This window comes from Bifidobacterium commune (assembly GCF_900094885.1).
GTDB classification, from domain to species: domain Bacteria; phylum Actinomycetota; class Actinomycetes; order Actinomycetales; family Bifidobacteriaceae; genus Bifidobacterium; species Bifidobacterium commune.
In genome coordinates this window covers 124,379-138,054 of the sequence record NZ_FMBL01000003.1, presented here as the reverse complement: position 1 = coordinate 138,054, position 13,676 = coordinate 124,379, and the positions used below count along the sequence as shown (strand labels likewise).

9 protein-coding genes and 1 tRNA gene are annotated in these 13,676 nt (G+C 59.0%); 5 read left to right on the top strand and 5 right to left on the bottom strand.

Annotated features, from left to right (window positions below; genetic code table 11):
* Position 1 precedes the first annotated feature (1 nt).
* Genes GA0061077_RS05940 through GA0061077_RS05930 form a run of 3 tightly spaced genes read left to right on the top strand, consistent with a single transcriptional unit; the run spans position 2 to position 1,027 of the window.
* Positions 2-580 (top strand): hypothetical protein, encoded by a 579-nt coding sequence (locus GA0061077_RS05940; protein ID WP_091848028.1) that lies wholly within the window; start codon positions 2-4, stop codon positions 578-580.
* Positions 581-585: 5 nt separating this feature from the next.
* Positions 586-813, top strand: coding sequence for a nucleotidyl transferase AbiEii/AbiGii toxin family protein (locus GA0061077_RS05935; protein WP_091848027.1), 228 nt, complete (start codon positions 586-588; stop codon positions 811-813).
* Positions 791-1,027, top strand: coding sequence for a hypothetical protein (locus GA0061077_RS05930; RefSeq protein ID WP_159426925.1), 237 nt, complete (start codon positions 791-793; stop codon positions 1,025-1,027). The genes GA0061077_RS05935 and GA0061077_RS05930 overlap by 23 nt, the downstream gene beginning before the upstream one ends.
* A 216-nt stretch (positions 1,028-1,243) precedes the next feature.
* Here the strand turns inward: GA0061077_RS05930 and GA0061077_RS05925 are convergent, their stop codons facing one another.
* The 3 genes from GA0061077_RS05925 to GA0061077_RS05915 form a co-directional block, all read right to left on the bottom strand.
* Positions 1,244-2,545: an adenylosuccinate synthase gene (locus GA0061077_RS05925; RefSeq protein WP_091848025.1), complete on the bottom strand. Its 1,302-nt coding sequence runs from the start codon at positions 2,543-2,545 to the stop codon at positions 1,244-1,246.
* Positions 2,546-2,620: 75 nt separating this feature from the next.
* Positions 2,621-5,260: an HAD-IC family P-type ATPase gene (locus GA0061077_RS05920; RefSeq protein ID WP_234696541.1), complete on the bottom strand. Its 2,640-nt coding sequence runs from the start codon at positions 5,258-5,260 to the stop codon at positions 2,621-2,623.
* Positions 5,261-5,612: 352 nt separating this feature from the next.
* On the bottom strand, positions 5,613-7,535 hold the full coding sequence (locus tag GA0061077_RS05915; RefSeq protein ID WP_091848163.1) for a S1C family serine protease: 1,923 nt from the start codon (positions 7,533-7,535) through the stop codon (positions 5,613-5,615).
* 334 nt (positions 7,536-7,869) lie between these two features.
* Here GA0061077_RS05915 and tgt point away from each other — a divergent pair, with 334 nt between their 5' ends.
* Complete coding sequence (tgt, locus tag GA0061077_RS05910) at positions 7,870-9,321, top strand: tRNA guanosine(34) transglycosylase Tgt (protein WP_091848024.1); 1,452 nt, start codon at positions 7,870-7,872, stop codon at positions 9,319-9,321.
* 170 nt (positions 9,322-9,491) lie between these two features.
* Positions 9,492-9,574: transfer RNA gene (locus GA0061077_RS05905), tRNA-Leu, on the top strand.
* An 85-nt stretch (positions 9,575-9,659) separates the two neighbouring features.
* Here the strand turns inward: GA0061077_RS05905 and GA0061077_RS05900 are convergent.
* Positions 9,660-10,871, bottom strand: coding sequence for a MalY/PatB family protein (locus GA0061077_RS05900; RefSeq protein WP_091848023.1), 1,212 nt, complete (start codon positions 10,869-10,871; stop codon positions 9,660-9,662).
* 147 nt (positions 10,872-11,018) lie between these two features.
* Complete coding sequence (locus GA0061077_RS07095; protein WP_234696540.1) at positions 11,019-13,640, bottom strand: S9 family peptidase; 2,622 nt, start codon at positions 13,638-13,640, stop codon at positions 11,019-11,021.
* Positions 13,641-13,676 lie beyond the last annotated feature (36 nt).

Below are 13,676 nucleotides of genomic sequence, written 5' to 3'. Positions count from 1 at the left end.
ATTGAACGTCCCGAAACCCCTGTATATCAAAAAGAAAGCAACCAAGTCGAAGGCCTTTCATGAAGCCGAAAAGCTGTCTCAATCGCAGGTAGATGAGGCGTTCGCGGCCTCGGTCAAAACAACGAAGAACATATACACGTTCAATTACGAAGGGAAGATGCGTGAGGTCTATCTTCTGGAAAAATCAGCAGCAATAGATAACGGAATCACCAAAATCTCGGAACCTCATGCCCCTTCCGGAATCGCCCTAAGCAGTATAGAAAAAACGTTGATCGAATGCGTCATCAAACCGAACTACGCAGGTGGCACACAGGAAGTTATGGCTGCATTCCACGCAGCCAAGGACCGGCTGAAAGTACTTCGGATGATGCAGCTGGTTGAGAAAGGCGGATACTCGCTGCCCTACGGAAAAAACATCCTGTTTTATATGGATCGCACAGGCTATACCGAACAGCAGAAAGATTTGGTGCGGCAGCGGTTGACCCCTGAGACAAAACAGCTGAACAGCTATCTCGAAAAAAGCATGCGTAACCCCGCATTTGATGCGAATATCGGAATCTACTACCCCAAAGGGTTATAGGAACAATGGCAAGCAACGAGTTAACCAAACAGGAAATCATCGAGAGGACCCTGGCGGCACTCTTTTCAATAGACAAGTTTGCCGGACGAATCGCGTTGCGCGGTGGACAAGCGTTAATTGCGCACAGATTAACCACCCGTGCCTCGCAGGATATCGACCTGTTTGTACACGAAAACACCATTACCGAGGGCGAAGGAACAAGAAAACAGCTTGAGGGCCAAAGATTTGTTTGACATATCCACAATTCTGCAGCATGAGCCCGAGACGCGAGAGCAGGTACTGTCCGAGGAAGAAATCGGGAATCTTCGATTGCTAATGGAAGACATCAATCTTACGGTGAGTGATTTGAACACCCTCGCCCATGACATCAACGAACGCACTGCTGATTACCAGAACGAGTACGACCGTATGAGCAATGCGGTTGTTTTCGCGCTGAGGAGCGCATAGATTTTGCAGTTGCTCAGAAGGACGTGCTCGACACGCTGGCAGCGGTAGAGCAAAAGCTGTAACGTGTATCCCACGGTTTTCTGCTGCGCACAATTAATCGCATGCAATGACGAACGAGTTTCCGCATGCACTGAATCCGCAAGCATGGGGCGCAATAACGATTGGGCCCGCTCACCATCGAGAATGGCGGGCGGGCCCGAAACGTGGGGTTGTTGATTAGTCGACTAGGGAATGAATTTCGATGATGTGGTCGCGTTGGGGGCCGGTGCCGATGGCGGAGATGCGGCAGCCGGAGATCTCCTCAAGTCGCTTGACGTAGGCCTGGGTGTTGGCCGGCAGGTCTTCGAACTTATGGATTTTCGAGATGTCCTCGGTCCAGCCAGGCATCGTTTCGTAAATCGGCTTGGCGTTGGCGAACGCGACCTGATCGATAGGCATGTCGTCGTAGCGCGTGCTGGTTCCGTCGCCGTTGTCGACCTCGTAGGCAACGCAGATCGGAATTTCGTTGAGGCCGGTGAGCACATCGAGTTTGGTGAGCACGATATCAGTCAAACCGTTGACCTGCGAGGCATAACGGGTGACGACGGCATCGAACCAGCCACAGCGACGCGGACGGCCGGTGGTCACGCCGAACTCGTGACCCTGCGCACGCAGCCATTCGCCGGATTCATCCATCAATTCAGTCGGGAACGGGCCTTCGCCCACGCGGGTGACATATGCCTTGGCCACGCCGATGACGCGGTCGATCTTCGTCGGACCCACACCCGTGCCGGTGCAGGCACCGCCGGCGGTCGGATTGGAAGAGGTGACGAACGGATAAGTGCCGTGATCGACGTCAAGCATCGTGGCCTGGCCACCTTCGAACAGCACCGTCTGCCCCTCGTCGAGCGCCTTGTTGAGCAGCAGCGACGTGTTGGCGACGTACGGCCTCAACCGCTCGCCAAGCTTGAGCAGCTCGTCAGTGGTCTCGTCGACTTCAACCGGATGCTGGTTGTAAAGCTTGACGAGCATCTGATTCTTCTGGTGCAGGCTCGATTCAACCTTGTCGTGCAGGTGTTCAGCATCAAACAAATCATGCACGCGAATACCGACGCGGTTGATCTTGTCAGCGTAAGCCGGGCCGATGCCGCGACCCGTGGTGCCGATCTTGTGCTTGCCGAGGAAGCGCTCGGTCACCTTGTCGATGATGCGATGATAAGAAGTAATGACGTGAGCGGATTCGCTGACCTTTAGGTTCGAGCAATCCACGCCGCGCGCCTCAAGCCCGTCAATCTCCTCGAACAGCACCTCGGGGTCGATCACCACGCCGTTGCCGATAACCGGCGTAACGTTGCTGTTCACAATGCCGCTGGGAAGCAGGTGCAGGGCATACGTTTCATCACCAACCACCACCGTGTGGCCTGCGTTGTTGCCGCCGTTGAAGCGCGCGACATAATCCACCTTGGTACCGATGAGATCAGTCGCTTTGCCCTTGCCTTCGTCTCCCCATTGGGCACCAATCAGAACAATTCCAGGCATACTAACCTCCCGAGATTCGCGTTATTCCGCCGTTGCTAGCCTACCGGCACGTCTATACCGGCGTTTCGGACGAACCTACCGATCCTCGCGATCGCGCAACGCGGTGAGCGCCCAGAGAATCGAAACGACGTCAATCGCCTCCTGCATGAACGCGCCGACCACTACGGGTATGAGGTTGAACGCGGCGACGACCATGCAAACCAGAGCAAGAGTAAGGCCGGCAACCACCGCCTGCAGCATCGTGCGCTTGGTCTGGTGAGCGATGGAAACGGCCTTGGGCACATCGGCGATGTCGTCATTCATGATGACCACCTGGGCGGTTTGCGAGGCGGCCGTGGAGGTGCCGTCCGTCATGGCGATGCCAATATCGGCCGCAGCCAAAACGGGAGCGTCGTTCACACCGTCGCCGACCATCACGGAAATGGGATGTGGCGCGGGCTGGCCGGAAAGCCGACTGAGTAGCGATTCAATCTTCGAGGAGTGCGCCAACCCTTCTCCCGCAACGGCTTTGACGGCAGCCACCTTGTCCTGCGGAAGCAAGCCGGCGCGAACGTCGTCAATACCGACCTCAGACGCGATCGCGTCGGCGGAATCGGGCGAATCACCGGTGAGCATCGTCACCTTGCCGATACCCATGGAACGCAAGCGCTGCAAAGATTCTCGGGCGTTGCTGCGAGGCACGTCACGCAACACGATACGCGCGGCAAGAATCCCGTCAAACGAAACATACGCGGCCATCTCATCGGCGGCACGCGGCTCGAACTGCACCTCGGGGAATGTCTCGCCGGCCGTCGCCACAAAGCCCAACCGTCCCACACGAACCGTATGCCCCTCAACCTCACCCTGCACACCATTGCCCGCGTCCTCATGCACGCGCTCGACCACCGGGAACGCGGCCCGGCCATGGTGCAGCTGCTTCGACGCGGCAACCCCGGCCGCCACAATGCCCTGCGCGAGGATGTGTACGGAGTAGGTCTCCACCACAGCCGCAAGTTCCACAATCACTTTCTCAAGTCGGCGCGCGGCCGCAGGTCCGTCTGCGGCACCAGCTCCGGCGAGTTCACCCGCCTGGGCTGCGTTTGCGTCCCTGTCCATGCCAGCGCCAGCGTTTACATCGGCCCTCGAGTCCTGCGCAACCGAACCTGCGCCTGCGGAACGTTCCTGCAAACCGGCCATCACATTCAAACGTTCCGTAAGCTCGCCCCGCACACCCGAGGGCACATCGACCCGAACGACCTGCGGCTTGGTGACCGTCAGCGTGCCCGTCTTGTCGAAGAACATATGCGAAACCTTGCCCAGATTTTCCAGCACTTCCTGTGTTTTCGTCAGGATACCGACCTTCGCGAGCCGCCCGGTGCCGGCCATGTAGGCCACGGGAGCCGCGATGAGCAATGGGCACGGAGTGGCCAGCACCAGCACCTGCGCGAACCGTTCCGGCGTACCGGAAACAATCCACGCAATCACGCCAATGACAAGGGAAATGATGGTGAACGGCACCGCAAGTATGTCGGCGGTTTTCACCACCGGCGCGCGCGAGGAGCGTGCCGAATCAACAAGCTGCAGGGTCTGCTGATACTGCGAGTCCTCCGCCAGCTGGGTGGCGCGAATTACGATCATCGCCGAGCCGTTAATCGCCCCGGACATCACGCGAGCGCCGGCAAATACCTTGCGCGGCAAAGGCTCACCGTTGATGGCACTCAGGTCGAGGGTAGCCGTGCCGCTGAGAAGCTTGCCGTCGACCGGAATCGTCTCTCCGGGCAGCACCATCAGCACATCGCCTAGCTTCACCTGATTGACCGGAACGGTGTGGAAATGCGCGCCCTGCGCGGTCTGAGCACCTTGAGTGACCAGAGTACCCTGAACGGCCTGAGCAACTTGGTCGTCTTGCGACCCTTGAGCAGCTTGACCGGTTTGGTCCGTCAAGGCAGCTTTGCCGAACCGAGCACCGTAAGCCAACTGCCCATCTTCAGCACCCAAGGAATTACCGGCCCACACGCCACGCGACAACGATCCGCCGATAAACGTATGCCTGCCCAGCGAATGCGCCGGCGAAGAGTTCGCGCGCGCCGGTCTGTTGTCGTTGCTGGCGACGGAAGCAAGCTCACAAGTGCAATCCTTCGCGTCAATTGCATCGATGTCACCCTGCAACTCACGCGCGCCCGAGCCCGACAAGGCCGCCGCGGATGTCGCGCGGAAACCTTCAGCGGAACGCTTCGCCGCATCAGCTGCGGGCAAATCCGATATATGCGCCATCTGCGGAGCGGCGGCGACCAACGCGCTCAGATTGCTCTCAGCCTTGGTCTGCGCGAAGTCTTCAATGGCCTCGCCCGACCAGATCATCAGCACCACAGCCCAGCTGGCCCAATATTCCTGCACACCCACCGTCGAAAGCAGCGCAAGAATCGCAAGCACATCAATGCCCACATGCCCGGCCTTAAGCGAAGCAACCATGCCCTTGACGGAGTCGAACACCGAATATGCAACGAGCAGCACCACAATGAGCTGACCGACAGAAGGATTGAACACGAATGGCCCGATATGCCATGCCGTTGCACTCGGTGCCTGAGCCACAAAATTGCGGACATTCAGCGCCACAACACCGTTGAGCCACGGCCGATAGTTCCACAGCAATGCCACAGGAATTGCAGCCAAGATGGTGATGGGAAGCATCGGCACCTGCCGGCAAATGCCGACAAACCTGCGGAAGATTCGCATAATTCTCCTTGCGCGTGTGCTGCCAGGCCACACAACACGCGCAACCAAGCAAGTCGGTCACGCCTTGTTAACCCACCGGCGGCCAAGCCCCCGATACACGGCGTAAAGATAATGGGCCTATTTTAACCCGCCCCACCGACGGCGCGAAGAACAAACCAGCACCACTTAAAACACAACAAACTACCAACCTCACGCCGAAGACTTCCCGCATGGCCGCGCAACGAAGCACAACGACACACCAAGAGCCCTTCCAGCCCCCCCCCACATACAACAGGCCGCAGCACGCGCACTCTGCTGGCATACAGAAAATCCGGCGTCGCTGGGGCGCCGGATTTCTGTTTACTGCACTTCTTTACCAGAGGCCGAAGGGATCGAAGAGGCCACCGTCATCTCCGTCGCCATCCTCGCCCTGTCCTTGCTGATCCTGCTGACCGTTACCGTTCCCGCGCTGCTTTGGCTTCAGCTTTTCGGAGCGGTTGCCACCCTTGACGTCACTTTCCTTCTGGTCGAGCGTGACATCGACGTCCATCGTCTTGCCGCCGCGAACAAGAGTGAGCTTCACCTGGTCGCCGAGGCTCGCCGCGCGGACGTAGCCGAGGAGGGCAGCACTGCTGCCAACCGCTTGGTCGTTGAACGCCACGATGGTGTCGTCGGTCTTGATGCCGGCCTTATCCGCAGGACTTCCGGAAACAACCGCAGAACCGCCTGCTGCAGCGGTGACCTGCGCACCGCCGCGGGTGATGCCGTCCGCTTCAGCAGTCGCCGACTTGATGGTCACACCGAGCATCGCATGCTCAACGGAACCCTTGGCGACGATCTCATCAGCCACTCGCTTGACGAGGTTTGAGGGAATCGCGAAACCAATGCCGATGGAGCCCGCCTGGCCTGAGGTCGAGGATGCCGAGGCGATTGAAGAGTTGATGCCGATGACCTGGCCGGCCACGTTGAACGTCGGCCCGCCGGAGTTGCCGGGATTGATGGCGGCGTCGATCTGCACGGCGTTGGTCACGATCTCGGAATTGTTGTCGTCCATCACCGAGACCGGGCGGTTAAGCGCCGAAACGATGCCGGTGGTCGCGGTGTCGTCATAGCCAAGCGGGTTGCCAACTGCCATCACGTCCTCACCTACCGCAAGCTTGCTGGAATCACCGAATTCGATGGGCTTGAGGTCACTGGGAGCGTTCTGAATCTGCAAAACCGCAAGATCGGTGGTGTTGTCGGAACCAACGATGGTCGCGGTGTACATCTGTCCGTTGGAAAGCGTGATTTGGATATTCTTGCCGCCAGAAACCACGTGATTGTTGGTGATGACGTGACCCTTGTCGTCGATCACAGCACCGGAACCCTTGGCGATACCTTGGCTCGCCTGCGTGGTGATGGACACCACCGAGTCGGACACCTTTTGCGAAACCGCAACCCAGTCGGGAGCCTGACCGCCCTTGACGGTGGCCGAGCCGGAGCCGGACTTGTTGGAAGCTATGCCGGACATCGATCCGGCACTAGGCACACTGATCCATCCGTTGGAAATGGCGGCGAACATGATGCCCAAGCAAAGCGCCGCGGTCACCACAGCTGTGACGATGGCGGTGATGATGTTGGCGTGCATGCGCGGCTGACCGGAACCGTAGCCACCGAAACCATTGTTTCCGCCGTTCATCGGGCCGCCGGGAGCGCCTGGACCTCCAAAGCCGGCACCGTTGAAGTTGCCGGCCTGACCAGCAACATTATTGGGGCTCTGCGCACCTGCACCACCCGCATAGCCACCCCACTGCGCGGTCTGAGAGGTCGGGGCTTCGTCGCTGGGACGGTCAACCGAAACCGGCACAGGACCGTACGCGCCATATTCCGGGGCCGGGCTGTACGGATTCTCATGAGGGTTATTGCTTTCAGGCTCTTGCACGGGGGCCGGGGCAGACGCAGCAGCAGGAGTCTCGGCAGAAGTTGCAGCATCAGGTTGCGCAGCAGGCGCAGCAATGGGTTCGGTCGGGGAATCACCCGAGGCAGGGGTGCCTGCCGAATCAAAACTGGTGAGCGAACCGCCATTGTCAACATTCACATCATTGGAGCCATAGCCAGCATTGAGCACTTCGGTGGGAGCGGTGCTGGCATCATCGAACGCTGCAGATCCACTTGCATTCGATGAATCCGCGGAAACACCGGTCCCAGACGGTGACAAGTACTGCGGCGCCGTGTTGATTCCGGCATCCGCACCTGCGTCGTCACCGGAGCGCGCAGACTGGCCGCCGTTCCACTCACCTTTATTTTCTTCAGTCATTGCTGCTCCTTTGTCGTATTGGATGGATGTGACGCCAACCAACTCCGCGCGCCCCATCAGCGTCCAATCGTTAACTACCAGTAAAGGCAACCGTTCTGAACGTTTCCTGAACGTTTTTTGAAAGGATGTTTCGAAATTGATTTCATTTTCCTGCAATTCGCGTCACTCGGCCCATTCACCACAATTTTATAAGCTGCCATGACCGCAGACAACTACGGGTCCATATCGTGTATGGCTTCGCCTAAAGTGAAGGCATGACTCACGTTCGCCGCCAGGCCCGGCGCCAGCACGGCTCGACGGACGAATGACACCGAACTGCGACAACAGGGACGACATGGATATTTCAACAGACGCAACCACGAATACCGCGAAAACCGGCAAACACACAACCGTACGCACACGCGGTAGCAAGGAAACCCCTTCCGAAGCCACCACTCACGCGCGGCAACAGTCCGGAAGCGGCGTCTCCCAGCTGGCACCGAGCACATCGGGCCTGCTCGAGCGCCCACGCGGCAGCGAACCCGGCAAGCCCGGCGACCGCAGCCAGTTTTACTTCGAGCAGCACACACGCCTTTCCAACACCCCCGAAGGCAAGGGGCGCAACGGTGCCAGGTACGGCCGCACAGGCGTCATCCACACCCCGCACGGCGACATCCATACGCCGGCATTCGTGCCCGTTGCGACGCAGGCTGCCATGAAGGGCGTACTGCCGGAAACGATGAAAGAACTCAACGCCCAGTGCCTGCTTTCTAACGCGTTTCATTTGTTCGAACGCCCCGGCGAAGACATCATCGACGAGGCCGGAGGCTTGGCGCGCTTCGAAAACTGGGACGGCCCCACGTTCACCGATTCGGGCGGCTTCCAAGTCCTTTCGCTGGGTGCCGGCTTCAAAAAAACGCTTGCGATGGACGTCACCGGCATGAAGTCGGACGATGTCATTGCCAAAGGCCGGGAGCGCAAGGCATTCGTGGACGAAGACGGCGTGACGTTCAAGTCACCGCTTAACGGCAACAAACACCGGTTCTCTGCGGAGATTTCGATGGGCATTCAGCATAAGATCGGCGCGGATATCATGTTCGCGTTCGACGAGCTGACCACCTTGATGAACACCCGCGGCTACCAAGAGCAGTCGATCGAACGCACGTTCCGTTGGGCGAAACGCTGCATCGCCGAGCATGAACGACTCACGCAAGCCCGTCTCGGCAAGCCGTATCAGGCACTGTACGGCGTGGTGCAGGGCGCGAATTACGAGGATCTGCGACGGCGTGCGGCCGAGCAGATCGCCTCGCTGGACTTCGATGGCGTGGGCATCGGTGGCGCAATCGAAAAGCGTCTCATCGGCGACACCTGTGCGTGGATCTGCGACGCGATGCCAGAATCACGACCTCGCCACGTACTGGGCATCGCGGCCGTCGATGACATCTTCGCGTGCGTGGAGAACGGCGGCGACACCTTCGATTGTGTCGCACCCGCCCGTTGCGCACGAAATGGCGCCATCTACACACGCGACGGCCGCTACAACATTCGCCGCGCGGCCAACAAGCGCGACTTCGGCCCGCTCGAGGAAGGCTGCGACTGCTACACCTGCACGCACTACACGCGTGCCTACGTCGACCACCTGCTACGCGCCGGCGAAATGAACGGCGCAACCCTGGCCACCATCCACAACGAGCGCTTCTTCATCCGCCTGCTTGACGACATCCGCGCCTCCATCGACGGCGGCTACTTCGAAAAGCTGCGCGACGAAACTCTGGCCCGCTACTACGCCCACGGCTCGAAGGGCTAAGCAAAGACCGAACAACGCTTCCGGTCTGCATAAGCCAAGGCCAAAAGCGCACGGTTCTGCCTCTGGCAAGTTTGTGGGAGACAGAGCCACCTGCACAAGACCCGCAACAACACACCTTGCTACAGCCCCTTGCACTCGTCGGCATTGAGCGGTACCCTTGTTATTCGTCTGCGAGTATGGCGGAATGGTAGACGCGCTGTCTTCAGGTGGCAGTGAGCGTATGCTCGTGGGGGTTCAACTCCCCCTACTCGCACGAATAAAACCTCCGATTCTTGAAATATCAAGAATTGGAGGTTTTCGTTACCCAGTCAAAGTCCCAGCGGACGCCGGCAACTGGTTCAGTCAATGAACACGTACTTCGACAGCCGTTCCATTGCTTCCTTAACGCGCGAAAGCGGCAGGGCCAGATTCATGCGGATGGCGCACGGGGCTTTGAACTGGCGGCCATCCTGCACGGCAACGCCGACGTTCCATGCGCGTGTCAGCAGCTCGTCAAGCGTGATGTTGTGCGCTTCGCACCAGGCGGTGCAGTCCAGGAACAGCATGTAGGTGCCTTCGGGGCGCCCGAAGGTGACGGATGGGAAATGCTCGGCGAAGTAGTCGCACACGTAATCCACATTGCCGCCGATCACCTGCCGCAGCTCGTCAACCCACTCGTGCCCCTCGGGCCGATACGCTCCAATCAGTGCGTGCATCGACAACACGTTCATGGCGTTGTATTCAGGCTTCGCACCTTTTGACACCACGCGATCGCGCAGATACTTGTTATAGATGATGTGGTACGACCCCACCAGCCCGGCCAGATTGAACGTCTTGCTCGGCGCATACATCGCGGCCACGCGGTTGCGCGCATCCTCACTCACCGATTGCGTGGGGATGTGCTTGTGGTCGCCCAAAATGATATCGGACCAGATTTCGTCGGCAATCACCACGCAGTCGTTCGCGCGGTACACCTCCATCGCCTTCTCGATCTCCCACCGCTCCCACACACGGCCACAGGGGTTGTGCGGGCTGCAGAAGACGGCGACGTGGATGTTGTTTTCCTTGAGTTTCCTGTCCATATCGTCGAAATCCATGCGCCAAACGCCGTTTTCGTCGGGCTTGAGCGGCGAGTGGACGATGTGGTAGCCGTTGGATTCGATCGCGTGGGTGAAGCCCACGTAAGTCGGGCTGTGCAGCAACACCGAGTCACCGGGTGCCGCAAACGCCGTCACCGTCGAAATCACCCCGCCCAAAACGCCGTTTTCGTAACCAATATGCTCGGGTTTCAGCCCATCGACGCCGTTACGTGTCTTCTGCCAGTCAATAATCGCGTTGTAGTACTTGTCGGTCGGATCGAAATAACCGAAAGCCGGGTGCTTGGCACGCTCGATAATCGCTTCCTGAATGGTGGGAACGGTCGCGAAATTCATATCGGCGATCCACATCGGAATCGTATCGAACCCGTCTTTCGGCGGTTCCGGCGCAAAACCGGGATCCGTGCCGAGCCCGTCAACCGCTACCGCATCCTTGCCATGTCGGTCCATAACCGTTGTGAAATCGTACTTCATCTTCCGTCCTTACCTACGTTAATCGGCGACAGGCCCCGATCGGTCGCTCCCCCGCGCCATTTCTGCCAATGATGCCCAGACTACCCGTCAATTGCCTGAAACCACTGTAATTGTCATCATTCGGAACACCGATCACAATGAAGAAAACTACCGTTCCAAACCCAGCGCTTCGTAAAGGAAGTCTCGCTGAAGAACGAGCAGGTTTTCGGCGACTTTGGGGTCGTTGGTCATGTGGGTGATGCCGGTGAGCGGCAGATAGGTGTGTGGCCGGCCCGCCTCCATCAGCGCCTGCGAAAGCCTGAGCGAGTTGGCAATACTCACGTTGTCGTCGGCAAATCCGTGGATGAGCATAAGGGGGCGCTCGAGCTTCGGAGCATCGGCGATAATCGAGTTGCGCTCATAAACCGCCCGATCAAGCCCAAGGTAACGCTCGGTATAGTGCGTATCGTAAAGCGCCCAGTCGGTCGGCGGCGCACCTGCACAGGCAGCATGCACCACATCAGGGGCATCAAGCACCGCGAGCGCCGAAAGGTATCCGCCGTACGACCATCCCATCATGGCCACACGCTCGAGGTCCGCATCCGGCGCGACCCGAGGCAACGCCCGCACCGCTTCGACCTGATCGGCCAACGTCACGTCCTTCATACGTTCGAAGATTTCACGGTCCCATTTCGGGCCACGGCCGGTGGTTCCGCGACCGTCAGCGGTGACTACGATGAAGCCCTGATCGGCCCACCACTGCGCTTCAACATAGCTGTTCTGCGAGAAAGCGACCATCTGAAAACCAGGACCGCCATAGGGTTTAAGCAGCACCGGAAGCTTGCTCGCACCGGCGAACCGACTGGAAGCGCTCGGACGAACAATCGCGGCAAATAACCGATGCTCGCCAAGCCGCACAAACTCGGTATTCGGTGTAAAACCGGGCGTTGCAGCATGGTCCGCAATCCGGACCCGCATCGTGTACACGCTGTCACGCGCCAACACGTCGTCACCGCAACCATCGGTCACCGTGGCATGAACCATCACCGAGCCAGCCTGCTGCATATCGCTGCCCGACACCACGATGCCATCTCCGGCGCGGCTTGCGCTCCACACACCCGGCCCTGCGGTCACCGGCGTGATGTTCCCGTCAAAATCAATGGAGACCACATCGAAGCTGCGGGCATCATGCAATGTCTCATCGCCCCGCCAAGCCGTAGGGACGCTCGGCAAAGCGGCATCCTCTTCAGATGGCGTGCGCTGCACCACAGCGAGAACGTCATCGTCCCGAACATCCAACACGGTGCGCACCTGCCAACCGACGGGCGTGAATGGCCTGCCGTCGACGGTAAGACGGTTCGTATCAGCCTCCATATCATTGAGCGCGCAGACCAAACGCCCGTCCGGAGTGAAGCTCGGAACACCCGGAACAATGTCGATCCACTGGTCGTTCGCATGCTCCTCAAGTGACTTGGTGCGCCCATCGGGCTGCACTTCCAAGACCTGATCACACGTCTGGTGACGGTTCTGCACCAGCACCAACGGATTATGACCCAGATTCCAATGCACCGCCGCCACATATTCGTAGGTCTCGCGATCCCACGAAACGTTCTGAACATCGCATCCAACGTAATACGCAGAACCGATAGGCGAGCCGCCGTCCGTCAGTGTTCCAGAAATGCCCACTTCGTCGCCAAAGCCGCTTGCATCCGCATCATGAGCACCGACGTAAGCATCCTCGTCGCAACCACTCACCCAACCCGTGTCACCAGCCGATGCGTCGAATTCAAGATGGGCCAGCATCAGCCGCACAACGGCATTTCTCGTAAGTGCACGAGCGTAATGCCGACCAACCGCGGGCTTGTCGGGATGTGTTGGATCACTGATATACCAGACCGGCTCAGGAGAACTGTCATACATTTCAAACAGCAATCCGCACGAATCCGGGGCCCACCAGAAGCCGTCGTACCGGTCCATTTCCTCACCGGCAACAAACTCAGCCAAGCCGATTTTCAACGTGCCGTCCGACTCATCCCCCACACTCCACACCGTACTGAATCGGTCACCCGAAGCATTGGTATCGTTGACATTCACAGCCCTGTAATCCTCTTCGGCCTCAGCTGCACAGGTATGCGGCCGAGCAGCGGCATGCCCGCTACACCCGACACCATCCAATTCGGTATCGCCCCATTCAGCCAAATCCACCATCACCAGCCGAGCGCCGGTCGTGTACGCGATGTGCCTCCCATCCGGCGAAATTCTCGGGTTAAGCACCGGCATCCACTTGCTGTGCGACGATAAATCAGAAGCTTCCGGGTCACCCTCATCGGCATTCCGCCTATCATCCGCACCAATGACCACCTGCCGCGTGCGAGCGCCATCCACATCGATTTCACTGACGAACAACTGCCCGTTGACCGTAAACGCCACACGCCGTCCAGCGGCATCCACAGAGTAAGAAACAATGCCCTGCCCGCCTTCGCGCGCACGCTCACGCCGAGCCCTCTCCTCATCCGGCACATCGTCGTTATCGACATCAGCCAGCAGCTCGCGTGGATCGGCCAGCAACACCTCGCGATGTGAACCATCAGGCCCGATCACACTCATCCACAGCGCACCGACCAAGTCTTCCGGCCCTTCCGAACGCAAAAACAGCGCTCGCGACCCATCGCCAACCGCCATCGCCGCCCGAGGCGCCCCACAGGTGAATCGAGCCGTGCGAGCCTTACGCGCCGGAAACTCCGCAACCGCCCTCGCCTGCAGCTCCAAACCACCGTCATTCCCAGTCATATCTAAAACCATGCTCTCAAGTATAAGGACGGTACC

What these genes read in the sequence shown, in the direction of transcription:
- GA0061077_RS05935 (WP_091848027.1), top strand. Translation starts at nt 586, where the DNA reads ATGGCAAGCAACGAGTTAACCAAACAGGAAATCATCGAGAGGACCCTG.
- GA0061077_RS05925 (WP_091848025.1), bottom strand. Translation starts at nt 2,545, where the DNA reads ATGCCTGGAATTGTTCTGATTGGTGCCCAATGGGGAGACGAAGGCAAG.
- GA0061077_RS05920 (WP_234696541.1), bottom strand. Translation starts at nt 5,260, where the DNA reads ATGCGAATCTTCCGCAGGTTTGTCGGCATTTGCCGGCAGGTGCCGATG.
- GA0061077_RS05915 (WP_091848163.1), bottom strand. Translation starts at nt 7,535, where the DNA reads ATGACTGAAGAAAATAAAGGTGAGTGGAACGGCGGCCAGTCTGCGCGC.
- tgt (WP_091848024.1), top strand. Translation starts at nt 7,870, where the DNA reads ATGGATATTTCAACAGACGCAACCACGAATACCGCGAAAACCGGCAAA.
- GA0061077_RS05900 (WP_091848023.1), bottom strand. Translation starts at nt 10,871, where the DNA reads ATGAAGTACGATTTCACAACGGTTATGGACCGACATGGCAAGGATGCG.
- GA0061077_RS07095 (WP_234696540.1), bottom strand. Translation starts at nt 13,640, where the DNA reads ATGACTGGGAATGACGGTGGTTTGGAGCTGCAGGCGAGGGCGGTTGCG.